The 22,297-nt window shown below is 58.7% G+C and carries 23 protein-coding genes; 8 read left to right on the top strand and 15 right to left on the bottom strand.

All coding sequences use genetic code 11. The features are described from left to right. Window positions 1-41 precede the first annotated feature (41 nt). Entirely contained in the window at window positions 42-677 is a 636-nt protein-coding gene (locus ACGHU1_RS12065; protein WP_390587243.1) for a hypothetical protein, read from the bottom strand. A 424-nt stretch (window positions 678-1,101) separates the two neighbouring features. On the opposite strand from ACGHU1_RS12065, the gene ACGHU1_RS12060 reads away from it, so the two are divergent. Further along, entirely contained in the window at window positions 1,102-1,305 is a 204-nt protein-coding gene (locus tag ACGHU1_RS12060; protein ID WP_390587241.1) for a hypothetical protein, read from the top strand. 468 nt (window positions 1,306-1,773) lie between these two features. Continuing rightward, a complete protein-coding gene (locus ACGHU1_RS12055) occupies window positions 1,774-2,163 on the top strand; it encodes a hypothetical protein (protein WP_390587240.1) in 390 nt (129 codons plus the stop codon). 1,012 nt (window positions 2,164-3,175) lie between these two features. Here the strand turns inward: ACGHU1_RS12055 and ACGHU1_RS12050 are convergent. Beyond that, the gene (locus tag ACGHU1_RS12050) at window positions 3,176-3,679 is read right to left on the bottom strand and encodes a septal ring lytic transglycosylase RlpA family protein (RefSeq protein WP_390587403.1); all 504 of its coding nucleotides are present in this window, start codon (window positions 3,677-3,679) and stop codon (window positions 3,176-3,178) included. Between the two features lie 107 nt (window positions 3,680-3,786). Between ACGHU1_RS12050 and ACGHU1_RS12045 the strand changes: the two genes are divergently transcribed. Further along, on the top strand, window positions 3,787-4,716 hold the full coding sequence (locus ACGHU1_RS12045) for a hypothetical protein (protein WP_390587238.1): 930 nt from the start codon (window positions 3,787-3,789) through the stop codon (window positions 4,714-4,716). On the opposite strand, the gene ACGHU1_RS12040 is transcribed toward ACGHU1_RS12045, so the two are convergent. Then, window positions 4,600-5,829 (bottom strand): argininosuccinate synthase, encoded by a 1,230-nt coding sequence (locus ACGHU1_RS12040; protein WP_390587236.1) that lies wholly within the window; start codon window positions 5,827-5,829, stop codon window positions 4,600-4,602. The genes ACGHU1_RS12045 and ACGHU1_RS12040 overlap by 117 nt on opposite strands. Window positions 5,830-6,010: 181 nt before the next feature. On the opposite strand from ACGHU1_RS12040, the gene ACGHU1_RS12035 reads away from it, so the two are divergent. Then, window positions 6,011-7,378 carry an acyltransferase gene (locus tag ACGHU1_RS12035; RefSeq protein ID WP_390587234.1) on the top strand — a complete coding sequence of 456 codons (1,368 nt, stop codon included), beginning with the start codon at window positions 6,011-6,013 and terminating at the stop codon, window positions 7,376-7,378. Here the strand turns inward: ACGHU1_RS12035 and ACGHU1_RS12030 are convergent. After that, entirely contained in the window at window positions 7,367-8,614 is a 1,248-nt protein-coding gene (locus ACGHU1_RS12030; RefSeq protein WP_390587232.1) for a class I SAM-dependent methyltransferase, read from the bottom strand. The two genes, ACGHU1_RS12035 and ACGHU1_RS12030, sit on opposite strands and share 12 nt — an antisense overlap. 86 nt (window positions 8,615-8,700) lie before the next feature. Here ACGHU1_RS12030 and ACGHU1_RS12025 point away from each other — a divergent pair, with 86 nt between their 5' ends. Further along, window positions 8,701-9,141 carry a DUF1801 domain-containing protein gene (locus tag ACGHU1_RS12025; RefSeq protein WP_390587230.1) on the top strand — a complete coding sequence of 147 codons (441 nt, stop codon included), beginning with the start codon at window positions 8,701-8,703 and terminating at the stop codon, window positions 9,139-9,141. 8 nt (window positions 9,142-9,149) lie between these two features. Here the strand turns inward: ACGHU1_RS12025 and ACGHU1_RS12020 are convergent, their stop codons facing one another. From ACGHU1_RS12020 to rlmN, 7 genes are all read right to left on the bottom strand, one after another. After that, a complete protein-coding gene (locus ACGHU1_RS12020) occupies window positions 9,150-9,899 on the bottom strand; it encodes a molybdopterin-dependent oxidoreductase (RefSeq protein WP_390587229.1) in 750 nt (249 codons plus the stop codon). After that, the gene (locus tag ACGHU1_RS12015; protein WP_390587227.1) at window positions 9,892-10,578 is read right to left on the bottom strand and encodes a cytochrome b/b6 domain-containing protein; all 687 of its coding nucleotides are present in this window, start codon (window positions 10,576-10,578) and stop codon (window positions 9,892-9,894) included. The genes ACGHU1_RS12020 and ACGHU1_RS12015 overlap by 8 nt, the downstream gene beginning before the upstream one ends. Further along, the gene (locus ACGHU1_RS12010) at window positions 10,578-11,369 is read right to left on the bottom strand and encodes an SDR family oxidoreductase (protein ID WP_390587225.1); all 792 of its coding nucleotides are present in this window, start codon (window positions 11,367-11,369) and stop codon (window positions 10,578-10,580) included. Before ACGHU1_RS12010 ends, ACGHU1_RS12015 begins: the two co-directional genes overlap by 1 nt. A 122-nt stretch (window positions 11,370-11,491) precedes the next feature. Further along, a complete protein-coding gene (locus ACGHU1_RS12005; protein ID WP_390587224.1) occupies window positions 11,492-11,956 on the bottom strand; it encodes a glycine zipper 2TM domain-containing protein in 465 nt (154 codons plus the stop codon). A 140-nt stretch (window positions 11,957-12,096) separates the two neighbouring features. After that, a complete protein-coding gene (locus ACGHU1_RS12000) occupies window positions 12,097-12,747 on the bottom strand; it encodes an MOSC domain-containing protein (protein ID WP_390587223.1) in 651 nt (216 codons plus the stop codon). After that, window positions 12,744-13,346 carry a class I SAM-dependent methyltransferase gene (locus ACGHU1_RS11995; protein WP_390587221.1) on the bottom strand — a complete coding sequence of 201 codons (603 nt, stop codon included), beginning with the start codon at window positions 13,344-13,346 and terminating at the stop codon, window positions 12,744-12,746. Before ACGHU1_RS11995 ends, ACGHU1_RS12000 begins: the two co-directional genes overlap by 4 nt. Continuing rightward, on the bottom strand, window positions 13,343-14,581 hold the full coding sequence (rlmN, locus tag ACGHU1_RS11990) for a 23S rRNA (adenine(2503)-C(2))-methyltransferase RlmN (protein WP_390587219.1): 1,239 nt from the start codon (window positions 14,579-14,581) through the stop codon (window positions 13,343-13,345). The genes ACGHU1_RS11995 and rlmN overlap by 4 nt, the downstream gene beginning before the upstream one ends. A 292-nt stretch (window positions 14,582-14,873) precedes the next feature. Between rlmN and ACGHU1_RS11985 the strand changes: the two genes are divergently transcribed. Next, on the top strand, window positions 14,874-15,539 hold the full coding sequence (locus ACGHU1_RS11985) for an outer membrane protein (RefSeq protein WP_390587217.1): 666 nt from the start codon (window positions 14,874-14,876) through the stop codon (window positions 15,537-15,539). Between the two features lie 69 nt (window positions 15,540-15,608). On the opposite strand, the gene ACGHU1_RS11980 is transcribed toward ACGHU1_RS11985, so the two are convergent. The 3 genes from ACGHU1_RS11980 to ACGHU1_RS11970 are packed head-to-tail and all read right to left on the bottom strand — an operon-like array spanning window position 15,609 to window position 18,510. Then, a complete protein-coding gene (locus tag ACGHU1_RS11980; RefSeq protein WP_390587216.1) occupies window positions 15,609-16,082 on the bottom strand; it encodes an invasion associated locus B family protein in 474 nt (157 codons plus the stop codon). Next, window positions 16,075-16,557, bottom strand: coding sequence for a transcription elongation factor GreB (greB, locus tag ACGHU1_RS11975; RefSeq protein ID WP_390587214.1), 483 nt, complete (start codon window positions 16,555-16,557; stop codon window positions 16,075-16,077). The genes ACGHU1_RS11980 and greB overlap by 8 nt, the downstream gene beginning before the upstream one ends. A gap of 9 nt (window positions 16,558-16,566) precedes the next feature. Beyond that, window positions 16,567-18,510 (bottom strand): transglycosylase SLT domain-containing protein, encoded by a 1,944-nt coding sequence (locus ACGHU1_RS11970; RefSeq protein ID WP_390587212.1) that lies wholly within the window; start codon window positions 18,508-18,510, stop codon window positions 16,567-16,569. Window positions 18,511-18,619: 109 nt separating this feature from the next. Between ACGHU1_RS11970 and dapA the strand changes: the two genes are divergently transcribed. After that, the gene (dapA, locus tag ACGHU1_RS11965) at window positions 18,620-19,501 is read left to right on the top strand and encodes a 4-hydroxy-tetrahydrodipicolinate synthase (protein WP_390587210.1); all 882 of its coding nucleotides are present in this window, start codon (window positions 18,620-18,622) and stop codon (window positions 19,499-19,501) included. 21 nt (window positions 19,502-19,522) lie between these two features. Here dapA and ACGHU1_RS11960 read toward each other — a convergent pair whose 3' ends face one another. Beyond that, entirely contained in the window at window positions 19,523-21,478 is a 1,956-nt protein-coding gene (locus tag ACGHU1_RS11960; protein ID WP_390587208.1) for an alpha/beta hydrolase family protein, read from the bottom strand. Between the two features lie 151 nt (window positions 21,479-21,629). On the opposite strand from ACGHU1_RS11960, the gene smpB reads away from it, so the two are divergent. After that, window positions 21,630-22,112 carry an SsrA-binding protein SmpB gene (gene smpB, locus ACGHU1_RS11955; protein ID WP_390587207.1) on the top strand — a complete coding sequence of 161 codons (483 nt, stop codon included), beginning with the start codon at window positions 21,630-21,632 and terminating at the stop codon, window positions 22,110-22,112. The last annotated feature ends 185 nt before the right edge of the window (window positions 22,113-22,297 follow it).

The raw sequence follows: 22,297 nt of genomic DNA, 5'->3' as shown, positions 1-22,297 counted from the left end.
ATCTACTCAAGAGTTGGAGCCTCCGACAATCCCGGGGCGGTTCAGAACCTATTACGTTGGCCTCTAGAACCAATTGTTTCAATTGAAGCGACTTTACGAGCAAGGTCGTCAAGCCGAGATAAAACAAGCTCGTTCAATTCGACTTCGCGTGTTTGAGGCGACGCGACATCAACTATCACACTAGAAAGAAACGCATTGTAATCGTTTTCAAGCGCGAGCCTATATTTGTCTTTGATACTATTTTCTAGTTTTGAGAAAAATTCCTCCATCCCTAAAATGTTCAAATCCGGTGGATAGAATAGGGCCTCGAAGTCGCGTATGTCGAAAGGTATTTTTCCGCCCTCATTGCAAATTACGATTGTAGGCTTTTTCGAGGATAATCTTAGACCCAACTCGAACATCACATTTGGATTTAGATCGCTGATATCGACTATTGCAATGGGAAGGTTGAAAAGGTTTCCAACAATTCTTTCAGATATGCGGTCAGTTGCTGAACTCTCCCACACATTTTGAGGTTTGAATCCAGCGTTCTCAATGCAGCGATGAACGAGTTTCAAAACGCTTTTCCAATGTTTTTCTGAGTAATTCGAAGTAGCGGAAATTGGCATGACAATACCGCAGATCGGCGTATCATGATTTACGTCGTTTGTTTTTGGAGTCTGCGACTTCGCGCTCATACGGGTTTCTCTCAAAAGTAATGCGTCCATCGCTGTTCACTCATTATCTGCTAGCAAACAAGGCACGCCCTCGAAAATTCAAGGGCGTATCCACAATTTGGAATTTTGACGAAGCATTTGGATCTATTTTCAACCTAGTAATTCGCCTACCTAGCTGCGGGCCAATCGTTTGGCTTTCAGTCCTGAAATTCCAAATTCGCTCAAGAAATCTCGTTACTTTATTCATTGCGCGATACTTTGCGTAAGCCTGCTTATCTATAAAATGAGAGTGCTTTTGTTTTTCTCTTTTGCCCGTGCAGCGTGTAGCTTTAGGCAATAGGTAAGAAATCTCGTATAGCTCTCAGCTTTCGGGCATACTTCGGCCATTTTCCTACTCAACAGAACGCATGTATCGGACTTAGTGTCGTGCACAATAGGAGCCATCATGCCCAAGACCACACACCTTCCGCGTTCCCGCTATCCCGTCCGCCCCGGCGACGATGAATCGCGCCGTGCTCACTTCCAGCATTGGGAGCGGTGCGTTGTGCAGCCTGCGATTGAGGCGCGGAAGGGCGGGATTGCGCAGACCACGCCCGAGCAGCTTGCTCGCCATGCTCATAACGAGCGTGTGGTGCTTGGGCGCGGGTAGTGAGCTTGGTGCTTGGTTGCGGGCGCGAATTTTTGAGTTTTTCCAAGAGGTGAAGAGGAGTTTTTGTTGGGCGCCCTCAGGCGCCGGGCGCGGGCCATCCGGCCCGCTTGGCTACGCGCCATAAGGCGCGGCGGCCGGTCGGCCTTGCGGACCCTATCGGGTCCGAGACACTCCAAGCCATCGGCCTCGCGCCCTGATGCTTGGTGCCTGTCTGATGGCTTGGAATGGTGCGAGCCGCAGGCTCGCCAGCGCGCGACTGCGCGCCGCCGCTTATGCGGCGTAGCCAAGCAGCGCGGATGCGCTGCGCCCGGCGCCTGAGGGCGCCCAACAAAAAACCCCAAACAAAAAACTCCTCACCCCTTGGTCAAACCTCCGAGGCACTCACCCGCACCAGCACACCCCGCCTCATCCCTTCACCTTTCCCCTACGTAACTCCCCGCGATGGGATCGATACGAAGGAGAAAACACATGCGTGCATTACTCAAATTTCGGTCCGCTCAGGCGGCTGTTGTTGCCCTCGCCGCAATCGGCGTATTCACCGCGACCAATGCAGCTGCCGCGATCAATTCCAACATCTATATCGACGCGCGCGAAACCTTCGTGCTCGGCGGGAAACAGCCCGGCGACTTCACGGTAAAGGGTCAGAACAAAGGCGGCGTGACGGTCGAAGTGTTCGCCCGCGCTGATGGCACCTCCTCACTGCTTGCCACAATCGCGCCGGGTGAAAAGTTCGAACAGGACTTTCGGCAAGGCGAAGGCGCGCTGCTGCGCAACACCTCAGGCACAGAACGCGCCCACCTAAAAGTGCGTGTGACGGGCACGACCCGCAATCTGGGCATGAGCTATCAGGACTGGTGAGTTTTCCTACTCGCGCTCCAAAGGCTAGCCAGTCTTACCCAAACCCACGCTCACAGCTTTGAGCAACAACGGCGCGCAGCGCCGCAAGGGCGACCGCCCGCCCGCAGCGACGCGCCCGAAGGGCGCATGAGCGAGGAAATCGCGCCCTGGATGGGGTGCGCAAACAAAGGACTCTCCAACCCCCATGTCTTACGAAACCAGCTCCCCCTTCATCCCCGCGCTTCCTGCAATGCTCGATGCGCTCCCATCGGACACCGCGCGGGTGCCTCAGCATCAGTTCACGCGGGTGCGGCAGGCGGCGTTCCTGCGGCGGCTTGCCGATTGCGGGGAGGTGCGCAGCGCGGCGCGGGCCTCGGGCGTGTCGCATCAGTGCGTGTACCGGATGCGGCGGGCCTGCGCGGATTTTGCGCGGGGCTGGGATGCAGCCTTGCTCATCGCGCGCGAACATGCGGAGGAGGCGCTGGCGACCCGCGCGATGCACGGAACCGAAGAGCAGGTGTTCTACCACGGCGAGGTCGTGGCGACGCGGCGGCGGTTCGATTCCCGGTTGCTGCTGGCGCATCTCGCGCGGCTCGACCGATTGGAGGACCGCGCCGACACCGCGATGCTGGCAGGTGCGTTCGATGCGGTGGTGGAGGCTTTTGAGCATGCGGGCGGGGATGATGCCGGGGCGACGGGGCCAGTGCTGCCAGCGGATCTGGGGGCGTTGACGGGGGTGTATGGAGAGGGCGGAGAAAAGGGTTCAGGACCGTGTCACACCCGGTCCATGTCTCGCTTTGCCGAGGGGCCAGAGGATGGGGACGCGGATGGGGATGAGCGCGCGCCGGATGATGCGCCGACCTCGCTCGACACCAGGCTGGATGCGATGGAGGCCGCGCGGCCCGATGGCGTGCCCACTGCGGGTCAGGCAGCGGCGGGAGTGGAGGAGGCGGACGCGCTGGAGGCCGCGCAGCTCGCCGCGTTCGAGGCAGGGGAGGCGAGGTGGTGGGAGGCGCGTGCTGAGGATCTCAGCTCAGTTGACGATGTCGAGCTCAACCCGGGCGTGGCCGCTGGCGATCAGGCCGATCTGCTTGGCCGCGGCGCGGGACAGGTCGATCTCACGCCCGCGGGTGAAGGGGCCGCGATCGTTGATACGCACGGTGACGGTGCGGCCATTGCGGGGGTTGGTGACGCGGACCTTGGTGCCGAACGGCAGCGTCTTGTGAGCGGCGGTCATGGCGTTCATGTTGAACCGCTCTCCATTGGCGGTGCGGCGGCCATGAAACCGGCGGCCGTAATAGGACGCGACGCCCGTGCCGAGGGTGCGGATGATGGGATCCTCAACCGGCGGGACGAAGACGGACAGATCAACAGCGGTCGCGGGAACGCGCAGGTCGGGGCGGGGGCCGTTGAACGGTTCGAATTCGTCAAATAGAGGAAGTGCCTCGCTCTGGGCTAGCTCGGCCAGCGCGGTTGATCGCTCGGCGGGCGGCTGCGGATCATCGGCTGCGGCGGCTGTCAGAGGCGCGCAGACCATGGCAGAGGTAAGGGCCAGCACGGCGAGCGCCGCACGCGAATGCAAAGGCCGCGCTCCGAAGCCGGGCACATGCAGGTTCGTCTTATCCACTCCCATCCGGCTCCTATATGCTAGGCTTCGATCCCAGCGCAATTGCTGGGCGGCGCAGGCGGCACGAAGCGTTACAGAAGAGCGTTGGATGGTGTGCACAGGGGCGCAAAGCAAATGGGGCCGGCATTGCTGCCGACCCCACTCTCACCAGCGCGTGGTCTTTCGTCTCTTTCGCACCCGAAGGCGCGTCCGTTTCAAAAGCGCTTGGCGCCCGATGTCTTTCCGCGTGCCCTAAAGCCCGCGTTCTGTCACCGGCGCTCGCGCCGGCATCCGATCCTGCTTGCGGTGTGCTGCATTCCCTTTGGGCCGAAACCCTCCGTTCCTGCGGCGCACCCTGGGGCAGGGCCGAGACCGATGATCTGCTGGTGTCTGCAATCTCAAACAGTTGCTTCCGGTTTGACCCTTCCGCTTCCTCAATCGCTGACCAGATCTTCGGTCTATCCGATGGCGTCGTTTCGCTCTGTCCTCAAACAATCCGATTTGCCTTTGGCCGAAGCCTTTTGCATATCGTCTCTAATACAGCGCGTGGACAGTCGCCAACGCATCTTCGACCTTCTGAAGTCTTTGAAATCCAGCACCTTGCGGGCTGTTTCTCGAAGCCTTCTCGTTTCGAAGACAAGTTGAAATTGAGCCCGAATCTCCAACTTCGCAAGAGTTGCAAGGCCGAGTTATCCACTTTTGCCCAGATCACTTGTGGACGGCAGTGGAAAAGTCATCAATTCGTCGCATTCGCCGATTTTGGCTTCCAGAAACGTCGCCCCAGCGCCTGTTTTCAGCGCAATATCGGCTTGATTGGAACCCGATCGGACGCGCGACTCGCCTTAAAACGATCACGCATCCCGTTTGGCGAGCAGTTTGAGCCGCAGGGCGTTCAATTTGATAAAGCCTTCTGCATCATGCTGATCGTATGCGCCTGCATCATCTTCAAAAGTGACATGCGCCTCTGAATACAACGAATGCTCGCTTTTGCGCCCGACGACACTGGCCTGGCCCTTGTAAAGCTTAAGCCGGACCGTGCCTGATACCTTCTCCTGGCTCAGGTCTATCGCGGCCTGCAGCATCTCGCGTTCGGGGCTGAACCAGAATCCGTTGTAAATCAGCTCGGCATATTTGGGCATCAGCTCGTCTTTGAGGTGCGCTGCCCCGCCGTCGAGCGTGATCTGTTCGATCCCGCGATGGGCCCGGGCATAGATTTCGCCGCCCGGCGTTTCATACATGCCGCGCGATTTCATGCCGACGAAGCGGTTCTCCACCAGATCGAGCCGACCGATACCGTGACGCTGTCCGAGATCATTGAGCGCCGCCAGCAGGGCGGCGGGGCTCATCGCAGCACCATTGAGCGATACGCCATCGCCGCGTTCAAAGCCGATTTCGATATATTCGGGTGTATCGGGCGCATTCTCGGGATGATCAGTGCGCGAATAGACATAATCGGGCGTCTCTTCCCATGGATCTTCGAGCACTTTGCCCTCAGACGACGTGTGAAGAAGGTTTGCGTCGGTAGAGAACGGGGCCTCTCCGCGTTTATCCTTCGGAACAGCAATCTGATGCTCCTCGGCCCATGCGATCAGCGCCGTTCTGCTGGTCAGATCCCACTCGCGCCAAGGGGCGATGACCTCGATATTCGGATCGAGTGCATAAGCTGAAAGCTCGAAACGCACCTGATCGTTACCCTTACCCGTTGCACCGTGCGCAATCGCGTCGGCGCCGGTTTCATGCGCGATTTCAACCAGACGCTTGGAAATGAGCGGCCGGGCAATTGATGTGCCGAGCAGATAGTCCCCTTCGTACCGGGCGTTTGCGCGCATCATCGGGAAGACATAGTCGCGCACAAACTCTTCGCGCAGGTCTTCGATATAGATGTGTTCGTCAGGGATACCCATCAATCGCGCCTTGTCGCGTGCGGGCTCAATCTCTTCGCCTTGGCCAAGATCGGCAGTGAAGGTCACCACTTCCAGCCCGCGTTCGACCGTCAGCCATTTGGCGATAACGCTGGTGTCCAGCCCGCCGGAATAAGCGAGAACGACGCGTTTGATATCTTGACGTTTACTTTCGGACATTATCGGTTTTCTCCGGGATTTCGTGGTGGCGGCTACCAGCGTGTCAGGCTGTAGGCAATCATCCAATTGGCGCGCATGGTCGCGCTGGTAATTCAGGGGTGCTGCGGGGCCGGCAGGGCAAGGGTCTTGCCGTAGCAGTCGCTCTCACCGATATTCGCCTTGAACGGGATGGGAGAATGCAATGCTGACGATGTGGAGCAAAGCGCGCGAGATGGCGCAGCTGGCCCCGCCAGAGCGTAATCGCTGGGTCGATTTCCTGCGTGCGCTCTCCATCCTTGCAGTGGTTGTCGGCCACTGGCTGGTCGCGGCCCCATATATTGACGGCCAAGGCGATGTTCAGGGCGGGCATTTGCTCGGTATTCTGCCGTGGTCGCAGTGGCTGACCTGGGGATTTCAGGTCATGCCGATCTTCTTCCTTGTGGGCGGATATTCCAACGGCGTGAGCTGGCAGGCGCAACTGCGCAAGGCGGAAAAGGGGCGCAGCGGCGTTTACCGCGACTGGTTCGCCAGCCGTGTGCAGCGCCTGATTACGCCCGTTTTCCCCGTTCTCGTCCTATGGGCAGCGCTGGCCGTGGGCATGACTCAGGCCGGGATGGAGCGATCGCAGGTCCGCATGGCGACAGAGCTGGCGTTGATCCCGGTCTGGTTCCTTGCCGTGTACCTGCTGGTCACCGCGCTGACGCCGATCACGCACCGCGCGTGGAAACGGTTTGGTCTGGCAAGTTTCTTTGCCTTGGCAGCGGGCGCGGTGCTGGTGGACTGGCTGACGCTTTCGCAGGATGTCCCGTACATCAACTTTATCAATTTCCTGTTCGTGTGGGTGGGCATTCACCAGCTTGGCTTTGCATGGAATGACGGCGTTTTTGAGGGCCGATTAAGGGCGCCCGCGTGGTTTGCCGCCGCGCTTGCGGTTTTGATCGCACTTACTGTTTTTGGGCCGTATCCGGTCGCCATGATCGGCGTGCCGGGTGCAGAGATTACCAATTCAATGCCGCCTACTGTCGCCCTGTTGACGCTTGGCGTGATGCAGGCGGGCCTGGTTCTCACGCTTGAGCCTGCGGGCCGGGCGATGCTGGAGAACGTCGGTATCTGGACCGCAACAGTGCTGATGAACGGTATGATCATGACCGTTTATCTGTGGCATCTGACCGCGTTTGTGCTGGTGATGGTGTTTGCATGGGCCGCTGGCGGTGTTGGTCTTGATGTGTTTCCGGGGACCGCCGAATGGTGGTTTACCCGTCCTGTATGGTTCGCGCTCTATATCCTCGCGCTGCTACCCATGATTGCGATCTTTGCGCGGCATGAACGGTCATTCGGACCGGTTCGCGGAGGGCGGGTCGTGCCCAAGATACGCGTTGCAATCGGCGTTCTGCTGATCTGCATCGGTCTGGCGATGACCGCCGCGATCTCCATTGCCAGCCCGGAAAGCCTATCGGGTATCCGGCTGTGGGTCGTCGCGTTCCCGTTTGTTGGCGCAGCGTTTCTGGGTTTTGGTCCGATCTACCGCTTCATCAAGAACCGGCAGCCGGCCAGCGGTTCAGCTTCGTAAAAGCCGCTTCTCCTCAGCCGCGATGTACTCTCGAGAAATTGGGAGGGCATGGCGGCTGCGGGCGTACTGGATCTGGTAATTGCACATGCTGCCATATTCAAAAACGGTGGCTGCGCCTGCCAGATAGAACGTCCACATTCGGTAAAACCGCTCATCATACAGCGCGACAATTGCGTCTTTGTTGGCGAGGCAATTGGCATACCATTGGCGGATCGTCTTGCCATAATGCAGCCGGAGCGTTTCGACGTCGGTTGCGATCAGGCGAAATTTCTCCGAGGCGGCGACAGTTTCCGACAGGGCCGGGATGTATCCGCCGGGAAAGATGTATTTGCGCGTGAAAGCGTCGGTTGAACCGGGTCCGCCCAAGCGACCGATTGTATGGAGCAACATGACGCCATCATCGGTGAGAAGGTTGGCGCAGGCCTGAAAGAACGTTTCGAATTGCGGCTGGCCGACATGTTCGAACATGCCCACCGACACGATCCGGTCAAATGTCCGGCCTTCGGCGGCAAAGTCGCGGTAATCGACGAGTTCTACGCTGACCTTGTCTTCGACGCCTGCCTTTTTCACGCGCTCCCTTGCAAGCTGCGCCTGCTCTTCGGATAGGGTAATGCCGGTGACGTGCACGTCGTAATGCTGCGCAAGATAGATCGCCATTCCGCCCCAGCCGCAGCCGATGTCCAGCACGCGCTGACCCGGCTCGATCGCCAGCTTCGCTGCGATATGCGCCAGCTTGGCTGTTTGCGCCTCTCCCAGTGTCATATCGTCCGAAGGCCAATAGGCGCAGCTATACTGCCAATGCTCGCTATCCAGCATCAGCGCGTACAGATCGTTTCCGATGTCATAATGGTGCGCGACGTTCTGTTTGGAGCTTACAGCGTTGTTGACCCGCTCTGCGGTGTAGCTGGCGCGGTTTAAGATGCGCCTCAGCAGTTTTGGAGGGCCGATTTCGCCGCCTTTGTCCCACGGATTGTTGGCGCGGAGCAGTGTGACGAGGTCCATGACATCGCCCTCTTCGATCAAGAGCCGTCCGTCGATGAACGCTTCTGCCGCGCCCAGTCGCGGATCCATAACGATATCGCGCGGCACCTTGCCGTCTGTCAGGCGGATTACAACCTCGGGAAAGCCGTCAGCCGGTTCACCAAAGACGCTCGCGCTGCCATCGGCGAACACAACGCCAAGCCGTCCGCGTGTCACGCCGCGGCTTAGAAATCTTTGCAGAAGAGCCTTACTCATTGAAAAACCTCATCATCGGTGTGTCTGGGGCCGCATCAAGAATGCCGCCGCTTTTCTAGCTGTCAACGATGGTTTACTACGGAAACATGGCAAACGCGAAAACCATTCCGACCAATGCCTCAGTCGATGCGTTTATCGACGCGGTGCAGCCAGAGGCGAAACGCGAAGAAGCGCGCGTGCTCAATGCGATTTTCCGCAGGGTGACTGGGACCGAGCCGCAGCTTTGGGGGCCAAGCATGATTGGATACGGCGACTACCGCACCGTCTATGACAGCGGGCGCCATGTTCACTGGATGCGCAGCGGCTTCAGCCCGCGCAAAGCCAAGCACTCGATCTATCTGATGGGCGGCTATTGCGACGATGCAGCCGCGAAAGAGCGTGAAGAGGCATTATCGCGTCTCGGCAAATACAAGACCGGCAAAAGTTGTCTCTACATCAACAAGCTGGCCGATGTTGATCTGGACGTGCTTGAGGAACTGATTGCGAAAGACTGGGCGGCGATGAACCGCATCTATCCCAAGGACTAGTGCCGTTTTCAGATGCCGGCATACCATTGGTAATTGCCGTAATCTTCCCAAAAGCCGCCTTTGCCATCGCCAATGTCCGCCAGATCGGCGACCGCTTCGATAGCGGTCAGATACTTGGCGTGTTTGTATCCCAGCTGCCGCTCGATACGCATCCTGAGCGGAGCGCCATTTTTCTCTGGGATGGGCTCTCCGTTCAGCAGATGGGCGATGATCGTCTGCGGGTGGTAGGCATCAACCATATCGACGCTTTCGTAATATTCGCGCTCATACAGAACGTCAGCGCAGCGAAACACGATGAAGTTCGCCTCTGGCCTGACGCGGGCCCGGTCCAGCAGGTCTGAAAGCTGCGGGCCGGTCCATTCCCCGATAGCGCTCCATCCTTCTACACAATCGTGCCGTGTGATCTGGGTTCGCTGGGACAGGGAGCGGATTTCCTCCATCGAAAGGCTAAATGGTGCCTCCACCAGTCCGCCAATTTCCAGACGCCAGTTCGCAAACCCGTTTGCCAGATCGGAGCGATAGGCGTCGCTATCGACTGTGAGCGATCCGTTGCCCTTGAAATTGGGCGAGAGGTCTTCGCGCGAAAATTCAGGCGCGAGCCGCTGCCGCCCGGCAAGGGTCCGATGCGCCGCGCGGTGCCATTCTTCTGCGGTGTCGAACAGGCTTTGCCCAGTGTCGCTGCCAGCAATCTTGGAGCAGGCACCCGCGCCAAGCGCAGCGATCCCTGCCAGCAATCCCCGACGTTTCAGGTCAGCCATGTCCGCTCTCCTCTGTGCGGTTGCCGGTAATCATCGAGGTGATTTGCCGGATCGGTCCTGACAGCAGGACCATGACGATATGGACTACGAAAAATCCGAACACCGCCCAGGCAAATATGAAATGCAGGCTGCGCGCCGACTGGCGGCCGCCCAGCAAGTCTACAAACCACGGTGCCGCCGGTTCGAAACCGGGGCTGATGGCGAGGCCGGTGAACACCATCATCGGCAGCATCACCCCGTAAACCAGACCGTAGGCGATCTTTTGCAAGGCGTTGTATTTCGCATCGCCGTGTTCAAATTTTCCGCGAAGGTGCGCCTTTATATCCGCGGCAAAGGCGGACACGCTCCATTCCGACCTGTTCAGCGCAATATCGCGCCAGAAATGCCCGCGCACAATCATCGCGATCCAGATGGCGAGAAGGGCGACGGCAAACAGCCACGCGGCAAGATTGTGCCAGTCACGCGCTGCCGCCAGGTTGTAATTCTGTGGCAGAGTAGCCCAGCCGGGAAAACGGATCACGCTCGTCCATGCTTCGGACGGGTCAAAGCCTGCATTGCCCCAGTAAAGATACCGGTGCGCGTTCGAGATATTGAGGCCGGACATGAACAGCACGATCAGCGCCGCCGCATTGATCCAGTGCCACAGGCGCACCGCCAGACTGTGCCGTTTCTTCGCCATCAGTTCGTCTCCTTTTGCGGCGCAGGGCGCAGACGCGCCTCTTCGCGGGCCAGCCAGATGACATCACGGTCCTGATCCAGCAGGTGCTGCCCGCTGTCGATATAAAGCGTCTGCCCGCTGCGGAGCTGTCCTGATGCGAGGTAAAGCGCCGCTGATACGATCTCGTCAGCGCCCGTCTTGCGCCCTAGCAGGTTGAGCCGGTGCGATATTTCGGTTTCATCCTCGCTTTGGTCGTGGCTGGCCAGAATGGCCCCCGGAGCGATCCCGTAAACACGGCCCGCCGGTCCCAGATCGCTTTTCGCGAGCATTCCGATGGTCGCGCTGAGCGCGTGTTTCGACATCGTGTAACTGAAAAAATCGGGGTTGGGATTGGCCAGTTTCATATCGGTGATCTGGATCACACACCGCTGCCCTGCGCTTTTTGCGTGAGCGAAAAACGATTGCGTCATGCGCGCGGGGGCGAGAGCGTTAACCTGCATCGCTACCCGGTTCGTTGCAAAGTTGATTTTGGTTGCACTGTCGTAATCAAAAACCGACGCGGAATTTATAAGGCAGCGCCAATCGGACAGCGTGCCCGCCAGATCGCGGATCATTGCGAAACCGGCTCCCTCATCGTTGAGGTCGCATTGCATTATCTGCGCAGATGGCAGCTGCGCCGCCAATCGCTCTGCCGGGGTAGCGGAAGAATTGTAGTGGATGACCACATGCCAGCCTGCTGCGGCAAATCCGCGGGCAATTTCGGCTCCGATGCGGGTGGCACCGCCTGTTATCAATACCGCTGGCTTGGTCATTGTCTGTATGCTTATCAGCGCGTGAAGTGCGGTTCAATCATGCCTGTGTCCGTTTGAACGTAAAGCGGCGCTGCCGCCCATATGGGAGACAGCGCCGCCTGCGACCCTGAAGACAGGGATAATTAACGGCAGCGAGCGCTTCCGCGGTCAATCTCGCGGCCCAGCACTGCGCCCAGCGCACCGCCCAGCAACGTGCCAATGGTCCGGTCGCCGCGCGTGTCGATGGAACGGCCAAGCAAAGCGCCGCCCGCCGCGCCAATAATCAGGCCGGTCGTGCCGTTGTCACGCTTGCAATAATAGCGGCCGTCGCGGCCCTGCCACACGCGATCTCCGCGGCGGACCCGGCGGGGTTCGACGTAATAGCCGTTGCGATCATAAACGCGGTCGCGGCGGTCATAATACCGGTCCCGATCACGGCGGCCATAGGCGCGCGCATGGGGCGGCGGATCCTTGGCGAGCTGCGTGGAGGACGAGCCGGTAACGATCTCTACTGGCGCAATGGTGGATGGAGCGATCTCAGCCGCCTGCGCCGGAGCCGAAACGGCGGCGAGGGCAGCGAATGAAGCGAATGCAGTGAGTATTTTCATGTTGCGAAGCCTTTCCCGTGAAGTACTTCACCCCATTTGGTTCAGATTAGTGGAACGCTAGATGAACGGCTCGTTGGGAAGGCGGGCCAGCGGATGAACCGATTATTGTGTGCGATGAACTGCGTGCGCGCGCCGATCCGCTAGGCCAGTTTCGCCTTGGCGCGCTCGCGAAGTTTGGGCGATAGGGCGGGCAATCCGGCGAGCTCCTCCAACTCGATCTGCGTGCCATTTCCTGCGATTAAAGCATTGAAAGCCCTGAGAACGCTCCAGTTTTCATCGCCCTTCTCAATCCGCTCCAGCGTATCGCCTGCAATCGTATCGCCGATTTCAATGACACGGAAATACCACCCGCACCGGCCCGTCTTGATGATACGCGCAACCATCCCTGCTGCTCCGGTTTGCGCGGAAAAGCGGTGTTCGATCTTCCAGCAAGGCTGGCGCGGCTGGCTAATCTGCAAAAGCGCGCTGCCGAGACGGAATTTGTCGCCAATATGCACGTCGCGCTCGCTCAGATTGCTCACTGCCAGGTTTGAACCGAATGCTCCGGGTTCATCGAGCAAGGCGATAGCGCCGAGTTGCTCCCGCCAGTAATGGTGATGGTCGAGTGGATAGAGATGCACCGCCATTTCGGGGCCGCCGTGAACCCGGCGGTCCGCCTGTTCATCTGGCGCAAAGCCGTCTGTGAGGATTTGAACGGTCCCTTCGCGCGGGCGCTTAGCTATCGCGCTTGTCTCTGCGCCGTTGTACGGACGCGCTGTGCCGGTGCAGATAGCGGAGACTGTTCGTTTCATAATGCCCTCACTGTAAGAGCCAGCCAGTCGCGCTGCGTCCCATCGGACCCGTTGCCGCGGTAGCGTTCAATCGAGTCGATTGAAAATCCCGCTGCTTGATAGGATTGTTCGAGCCATTCCGGCGAAGGCAGGTTCGTCCACCGGCCCAGCAGGTCACGCCCTTCATCAGGATGCTCGGCATCGCCCAGCTTGAAATTGGCAAAGTGCCATCCGCCCGGTTTCAGCGCCCGCCTGATCGCTAACAGCACCGGCGGCAGGTCCGCGCGCGGCAGGTGCAGCAAGCTGGCATGGGCCCAAACCGCATCATAAGCGTGTGTCGCGGACAATTCGTCAAAGCGCATTTGCCGAGCGTTCACACCGTGACGCTCATTCGCCTTTTTGACCATTGCAGCGGTACCATCGGTTGCATCTACCAGAAAACCGCATTCGATCATGTGGGCCGCATCGCGCCCGCCGCCGCAGCCAAGCTCCAGAATTGACGATCGCGGTTCCAGCATCGCGAGAAACGGAGCCAAATGACGGCTCGGAGCTTGCGAACTGCTCACCCTGTAAAACGGCGCTTCCCGCTCGTAATAGGCGAGAGTGGCGTCGTCAGTCATTCCGCCGCTTCGGCGGCCTCTCGGTCGCGTTCGGCCCGGCTCTTTTTCTGCGCTGCCGTTTTCAGCTGACCGCATGCCGCATCGATGTCGCGCCCGCGAGGGGTGCGGACAGGGGCGCTGATGCCGCCCTCGAACACGATATTTGAAAAAGCCCTGATCCGGTCCGGGTCGGAGCACTCATATTCGGCGCCGGGCCAAGGGTTGAAAGGAATGAGGTTCACCTTGGCAGGCAGATCATACTGCTTGAGCAAGCGGACAAGTTCGCGCGCGTCATCGTCGCTGTCATTCTTGTCTTTCAGCATCACGTACTCGAACGTAATGCGGCGGGCATTGGACGCCTTTGGATAGTCGGCGCAGGCCTGCAGCAATTCCTCGATACCGTATTTGCGGTTGAGCGGGACGATCTCATCGCGCACTGACTTCGTCACGGCATGCAGGCTGATTGCCAGATTGACGCCAATTTCCTCGCTACACCTTTCCATCATCGGCACAACGCCGCTGGTGGAGAGGGTGATGCGCCGCTTTGAAAGGGCGAGACCGTCACCGTCCATCACAAGTTTCATGGAATCGCGAACATTGTCGAAATTGTAGAGCGGTTCGCCCATGCCCATCAGCACGATGTTGGTCAGCAGGCGGCCATCAGCGGTGTAGTGGCCGGTGTCTTCATTGTCTTCCAGCCCGTCCATCCGGCCTTTGGGCCATTCGCCCAGCGCGTCACGCGCCAGCATGACCTGGCCCACGATCTCCCCCGGGGTCAGGTTGCGCACCAGGCGCATTGTACCGGTATGGCAGAACGTGCAATTGAGGGTGCAGCCAACCTGGCTGGAAATGCACAATGTCCCGCGATCCGCATCCGGGATGAAAACCATCTCGAAATCGTGCCCGTCGTCGGTTTGCAGCAGCCATTTGCGCGTGCCGTCATTGGAATGCTGCGCCTCGACAATATGAGGCCGCCCGATGACAAAGCGTTCCGCCAGCCATGGCCGCATGGTTTTGGCGATATCCGTCATCGCTTCAAATTCGGTTGCGCCGCGGTGATAGAGCCAGTGGTAAACCTGTTTGGACCGCAGCTTGGCCTGTTTTGCGTCCAGCCCGGCGTCGAGGAACAGTTCCTGTATGCGCGCCTTGGGCAGGCCGATCAGATCGACGCGGCCATCGGCGCGAGGCGTGATTTCGCGTGTGATGGGGACGGGATCCACCTGTCCGGGGATCGGCATGAGTTCGGTGTCTGACATGATTGTCCCGTCATATAAGCGTGGGGGCGGCATAAATCAAAGCGTGCGCAGGCCCGCGCGCTAATGCCGCTGTCAAGAATGCGTTCCTGCGACTCGCCCGACTGTGCCTTCGCCTCGTCGATTCATACGCGAACACGCAATTCATCGACGGGTTTCAACCGTTTATCGCCATTTCCGTGCTCTATCTGCAACACCCCCTTGTTGTGTAATATTCATGAAACCAAACGACACTTTCTTTCGTTAAGACTATCATACCGGTCAACGAGCCGGGAATTCTACAACGGAGAAAACAATGCAAAAAACAGCAGCCCTTCTAATCGCAGGATCCATTTTCGCCTTTTCTGCGCCCGCAATGGCGCAGAGTGCGGACGATCCCTTCACCGGTCCCCGTGTTGAAGTCGTAGCAGGCTTCGATGCGTCACGCGCAGGAAGCAGCGTCGATAACGAACTCAATGAGAATGACGACCAGTCGATCGACGGTCTCGTTTACGGCGCAGCGGTCGGTTACGATTACAACGCTGGCGGTATCATCCTGGGTGTCGAGGCGGAACTGACAGATTCAACCGCAGAGACGGAATTCGACGACGGTGATTTCGAAGGTTTCGGTCTCGGCGACGTTGAAACTGGGCGTGACATCTATCTTGGTGCGCGCGTCGGTGCACTCGTAAGCCCGCAGGCTATGGTCTACGCCAAGGGCGGTTACACCAACGCCCGTTACAACCTGAATTCATCATTTGACGGTGAAGAATTCAATGAGCGGATCGACACCGACGGTTACCGTCTGGGTGCAGGCGTCGAATATGCGTTTGGCACCAACACCTTCGCAAAACTCGAATATCGCTATTCAAACTACAGCGATGCCGAGATCGATTTCGAAGGCGATGCACCCGACATCGAACTGGGTGATATCGATACTGATCGTCACCAGGTCGTCGCAGGCTTTGGCTTCCGCTTCTAAGCGAGACTTGCCGCAAAAAGAGGGCCGGGCTCGCACTGCGATGCCCGGCCTTTTTTCGTCTCGCTAAGGTCAGGCGGAGGTGCAGCCCACTATCGAGGCATCAATCGCCGTCGCAATCCCGACAAGGTCGTACTGGGCTGTAAAGCGCCGTCCATTTTTGTCGCGCCCTGATACGGTCATACGCTGTGCGGATCGCAAAGCCGCCACGATTGCCGCGTCCATCTGCCGGTCCTTGGCCCAAGCGTCGCGTCCGCGCGTGACGAGGCTGAAATTCCTGCCGCCGATCCTAAGGCGCACGGATGCGGCGCGAGGCGCGGCGGGAAGTCTGATATGGAATTGCCCGCGAATGCCCCGCTTTGGCCAATTGGCGACGCTGGCATAGGCGCCGTTCGATCCATCTCCGACAGGTTTGGAGATGGCGTAGCAACGCGTTCCATCGGCATCGCGGAATGCAGCCCAGTCTACATAGACACCGAGACTTTCCTGCGCCGAAAGCGGGGAGGATAGGGCCATCAAGGCGACAAGGCAGGCGATCTTACGCATAATCAATTGCCATGACTTCCCATTCCTTGACCCCGCCGGGAAGCCTTACGGTGCGCAAATCCCCGACAGATGCGCCTTTTAAAGCATGGGCCATCGGCGATTTCCAGCCTATCCGACCTTTGCTGGCATCCTGCTCGTCATCACCGACCAGTGTTACGTGGATGCGTTCGTCGTCTTCATCAGCAAGTTCAACGTGTGCACCGAAAAATACCCGGCCCTTGTCCGGTTGGTTGGAGGGATCGACCACGCGCAGGGCTTTCATCCGGCGTGCCAGATAGGCCAATTCTCGGTCGATCTCCCGCATTCGTTTGCGGCCATAAAGGTAATCGCCGTTTTCGCTGCGATCACCGTTTCCTGCCGCCCAGCTGACGATTTCCACGATTTCCGGCCGCTCTTTGCCAAGCAAATGGTCATAGCGCGCCTTTAGCGCCGCCATCCCTTGCGGCGTTATCGGTGGTCCGGGTTTTGTCGCCATGAGCGTGCTTTATGGCAGGAACGTATCGACCGTGCGCGGAAGACCGGCTTCTTCGGGATACATGTGAGAATAGCTCACCGCATTGCCGATCACGCGCATGATGTAATAGCGCGTTTCGAAATTGGCGGGGATTTTCTCAACCCACGTCACCCAGTCAATCTCGCCCTTGCGCGGATCACCGTTGAGGCGAAGCCACTGGTTCACCCGGCCCGGACCGGCATTGTAAGCGCCCACGGCAAGCGGGTAGGCGCCGCCGTAATAATTCATCATCCGCGCGAAATAGGCATCGCCCAGACGGATATTATAGCTTGGTGACCCGATCAGATTTGCCGACATATACTGGATACCCAGTTTGCCCGCCTGTTCCCGCGCAGTGCCGGGCATCAATTGCATGACCCCGCGCGCACCGGCGTGACTGACACGGAAACGGTCAAATTCGCTTTCCTGCCGGCTGATGGCATGAACCATTGTCCAGTCATTGACGGTCGGCACATTGACCGTGGGGAAGCCGACACGCTCAAATCCGACGAGACCATTTTCGCCAGATTCCATCCCGACAACAACGGCCATCTCTTCCAGCCCGGTCTCCAGCGCAAGGTTGTGCACCAGCATCAATTCTTCGGGCGTTTCGGCATCTGCGCCGATTGCCTCGAAGAAACGCCGCTCTGTCCGCCAGTCGCGGCGGTTCTCTGCCATCGCCCTGATCGCTTTAACCAGCGGCTTGTTCTCAAATTCGGCGCGCGCGGATGCATCGATCGCGAGCGAGGGCAGCGCGTTAAAGTCGGGCATCGGCTTACCCATCGCACCGAGCGCGAGCTGGCCGTAATAATAATGCGGGAAAGCGGCAGCCATTTCGAAATAGCGTGTCGCCTCAGCCTGCTGTCCGGCCTGCCGCGCCGCGCGTCCGGCCCAGTAAAAACCTTTTGACCGGGTGAGAGGGGTGCGAGCCGCCTTGCCATACCGTTCAAACAGAGGGGCAGCGCGCGAACCGTCATTCAGGCGCCACAGGGCATTGGTGCCGCCCATCCACATCAGGTCGGTGTAGCGATCACGCAGGCGGAAAGAGCCAAGCGAAATGTCCTGACCCGGCTCAAACAGGTCATCAATCTTGCTCGCGATCCAGACCGTATCGGCAGCGTTTGCAGACTTCGCCACTGCAAGGATATCGCCCAGCATTGCCTCGCTTTCCAAGGCAGGCGCGGTCGCGGTTGGACGATTGACCAACAGCTGGACAGCCTGCGGCAATTGCCGTTTGGACCGGTAATAGTTCACAAGGTTATGGACATAGCCTGCATCGCGCATTGCATCTGCGGGGATCGGCAGACCAGAGGCGCTGGGCGTAGTGCCGCGCACCAGTGCCAGACGCGCCAACGCCATGTCGCGTGCGCTGGCGGGAATGTTGACCAATTGCCGGACCGCAGCCTCGGCATTTTCCTTCCACAGCAGCGCGTCCATACGTGCGATGTGGTCAGCGTCCGTGAATTGCGAGCCGAACAGGCCCAGCAAATACACCTCGGACGGATCGCTCATCGTGCCGCTGCGCCATGCTTCGCGCGCAACTTCCAATGCCTCGGGACGCTGGACGCCTGCCAATGCCAAAGCATAACGCGCGCGCCCCGCGTTGGTCAGCGGGGGATGAGCATCGAAAAACCGCAAGATCTCGGATTGCGCTGGGGCTTCGTCTGTCAGCTGGTTTTCAGCGCGGATGCGGAGAATTTCAGTGCGCGGATAATCGGGATAGGCGAGGACAAAGCCTGCATAATCGCTAAAGCCAAGTTCACTGCTGGCTTGCAATCTTTCCCATTTTGCAATGGCTGCGTTCACTTCGCTCGGCTGCTGCGCGACAAGGTTGCTGCCTTGTGACTGCGCCGATGCAGGGGCGGAAACCGTGATGAGAGCAGCCGCTGCAACAGCGGCGAGGGCGAGGGGGGAGGAAGTGAATTTGAAGGCCATGCTGGACATCTTGCCGATCGTCTCCTTATCAGGCGCTTAACAAAGGGCACCGCAATAGCGATAAGGCCCCGATATCTTCGATTACTTGGTATAGTCAGGAAAATAAACAATGTTCAGCGGCTCAATTCCGGCTCTGGCGACTCCTTTTCGGGGTGGATCGTTCGATGAGTCCGCTTTCAGACAGCTTGTCGAATGGCAGATCGAAAACGGCAGCGCTGCTCTTGTGCCATGCGGCACGACGGGGGAGGCATCGACGCTTTCTAACGCTGAACATCACCGCGTAATCGAAGTATGCATCGAACAGGCCGCTGGCCGCGTGCCTGTGATCGCGGGCTGCGGCAGCAATGATACGATGAACGCGGTCCTGCACATGACGTTTGCAAAAAAGGCGGGGGCGTCTGCCGGGCTGTGCGTCGCGCCGTATTACAACCGGCCGAGCCAGGAAGGATTGCTCGCGCATTTCAGTTACCTTGCGGAAAACTGCGAATTGCCGATCGTGCTGTATAATGTGCCGAGCCGGACTGTCACCGATATCGAGGATGATACTGTGGTGGCACTCGTCAAAAAATATCCCGAACAGATCATCGCGATCAAGGATGCAAGCGGCGATCTTTCAAGGGTGGCGGATCACCGCATGGGCTTAAGCCACGATTTCTGCCAGCTTTCGGGAAATGACGAATTGTGGCTGCCGCACGCCGCAGCAGGCGGGAAGGGCGCGATTTCGGTCACGGCCAATGTCGCGCCCGCGCTGTGTTCGGAATTTCATGCAGCCATCGCAGCCAATGACCTGGCAAAGGCCCGCGAGCTGAATGACCGGTTGTTTCCGCTGCATTATGCGATGTTCTCCGACGCGTCGCCCGCGCCAGTCAAATACGCCCTTAGCCAGGTGCATGACTGGTTTGAGCCGGACGTTCGCCTACCGATCACAAGTGCAAGCGCGTCATCACGCAAAGCGGTGGACGCGGCGCTCGACCATGCAGGTCTGATCTGACCCCAAAGGATCAGTCCACCCTCAATCGGCGGGGTTGTGTTTCTTAACGAATTCGACCGAGGCGTTGAGCATCTGCTGACGGGTTTTCGACAGTGACAGGTAGTGGTCTTCTCCGTCCAGCGTGATCAGCTGATACGGCTTGCCTTTGTCTTTTAGAGCGTCAGCCATTTTGGACGAGTGGACGTAGGGAACAACCGTGTCATCCTTCCCATGGATCAGCAGGATCGGCGCATCAGCGTTTTCAGCAAAGCGTTCCGGTGACACCGCGTTCCACAGGTCCGGTTCGCCCAATTGTTCGCGCAGCGCCTGCCGGGTGACGCGCGTCTGGCCGCTGGCGGTGTAATCTTCACGGTACATGCGGCGGATGTCCGTAACGGGGGCCACAGCCACGGCGCAGCGATAAATGCCGTTCTGCAAGGTTACCCCGGCAAGAGCAGCGTAGCCGCCATAGCTTGCCCCGACGATGCAGGCGCGATCAGGGTCCACGATGCCGGCATCTGCCAAAGCTTTCAGCCCGTCGGATTTGTCAGTTTGCATTTTTCGGCCCCATTCGCCGTAACCCGCGCGGCGAAACTCTCCTCCCCGATGGGTTGATCCCCGAAAATTCGGCTGGAACACTGCGTATCCGCGTGAGGCAAAGGCCTGTGCCCACCAGTCGAACCGCTCGCTATCGTAGCTGTGCGGTCCGCCATGGGGCAGCATGACCAGCGGCAGATTTTTCGCCTCACGGCCCGGCGGAAGGGTAAGTATGCCGTCCATCTCGGTGCCGTCGGATGCGGTGTATTCGAACGTGGAAAACGGGCCGACATGCTGCGGACCGATTGCTGAGCGTTCATAGGCGAAAGCTTTAGCGCTGAGATTGGCGACATCTACGGTGAACCACCTGCCGCTGTCCTGCTGTCCGGTCGTCCGGACGATCACGTGGTTCAGATTGTCGCTCCAGTCGATCATGCTCATGCTGTATGCCGAAAAAGCGTTCTGGATTTTCCGCACAGCATCGGCGCGCGCGGGATCGTCGAACACCGGATCGCTGGCATCATCTTCTTTGGTGTAACCGGTCATGTAGCCTGTGCGTGCGTCGAAAAAGAGCTGGTCGACATCGACACCCTGCAAAAAACGTTCCGGCGTTCCGCCTGACAGAGGCACTTCGAAACGGCGCGACCGGTTCTGATCGTCGTATTCGTAGTAAATGACGGATTGGCCGCCCTTGCCCAGTCCGATGAGGCCGCTGCGGCCAGCTTCGGTTCGTCCTTCTGCGATGACCTTGCGGCTGGCATTGCGGATGGTCCAGCGCCCGCTGTTTAGATTGATATCATATGTCGCAGCCACATCGCCGTTGGCGTCGATCAACCAGTCATTATCGTGATCGCTGTCAGCGGCCAGCGCGATCCGTTTGGTGGAGTGGTCCTGCAAATCAACGCGGTAGAGGTAGGGGCGGCCATGGCGAAAATTCATTTCATTGCGGGTGCCGCGCACCAGCTCGATAGCTCCGAAAAATCCGTACCATTTGCCGCCGATTTGCCGGACGCCGTAATTGCCGAAAACGGAATCGACCAGATCGCGGCGGCTGGAGAAGACCGTCTCGCCAGCTTCGGAATTTCCGATGGGGATCGTGACCGCGATGGCAAAGTCGTATTTGTCAGCGGCAAAATTATAGCCGAGATCTTCGGTGATTTCGTAGGTCAGCAAAAGTTGATCTTCGCCGATCCAATCGAAAGTGCGCACTTTCATCGTGTCGACATTGGTCGACGAAACGACGTTCAAATTTTCATCAAACGCGACGAGCAATCGTTTGCCCTGAACCGTAACCAGTGCTGCGATGCGGCCTCCAGAAGGAGACAGCGCCGCTCTCTCGATTGCAGGCAGTTCGCCATATGCAGACAGCGGCGGAATATCGTCGGCCAGTGCCGCAGCGGGAACGCCAGCTGCCAGCAAGCCAGCCGCAATTGCTGAAAAAATGGAAAAAAACTTGCGCACATTGTGCATGGTTACGACCCCGCCCCAATTCCCTTAACTAGAGGCGACAATGGCGCAACTCCTTATACAGAACAACAGCTTTGTCTGGCTTTCATGCAAACGGCTTCATGGGTTTTCATCTGTCGTTCTTGCGCGTACAGGCAACAGAATTATGGCACGGCCCAAACCCAAGACTTTCGACAAGCAGAAAACCGTGGCGGAAAACCGCCGCGCGCGGTTCGACTACCATATCGAGGATAAATTCGAGGCGGGCCTTGCCCTGCAGGGAACCGAGGTAAAGGCCTTGCGCGCTGGCGAGGCGACAATTGCGGAAAGCTATGCCGAGGTAAAAGACGGCGAGGTTTGGCTGATCAATTCCAATATCCCCGAATACAGCCACGGCAATCGGCTGAACCACGAACCGCGCCGTCCGCGCAAATTGTTGCTGAATTCGCGCGAGATCGGAAAGCTGTTCGGCGCGGTTGAGCGCAAGGGCATGACACTCGTGCCGCTGTCGGTTTACTTCAACGCGCAAGGTCGCGCCAAAGTGGAGCTTGCACTGGCCAAGGGTAAGCAGGCGCATGACAAGCGCGCCTCCGTCAAGGAACGCGATTGGAAACGCGATAAAGCCCGCGTGATGCGCGAGCGCAGCTGACCCAGCCGCCGCGCCAGCACCGGCCTAAAATTTTTAGGCAGCACTGGCGATTAAGGCACTGGTCAGACGCGCTACGCTACCCATATGATCACGCATGCCCGCACACCTGTATCTTGATGTTAACCGCTTGCTTTGCAGCAAGACGAGGCGCACAGGCTGCGGGCCGTCATGACACAGAAACGCCC

This window comes from Erythrobacter sp. MTPC3, from assembly GCF_042854385.1.
In the GTDB taxonomy this organism is placed as follows: domain Bacteria; phylum Pseudomonadota; class Alphaproteobacteria; order Sphingomonadales; family Sphingomonadaceae; genus Erythrobacter.
The sequence above is the reverse complement of the archived record's forward strand: the minus strand, read 5'-3'. Positions and strand labels throughout refer to the sequence as shown.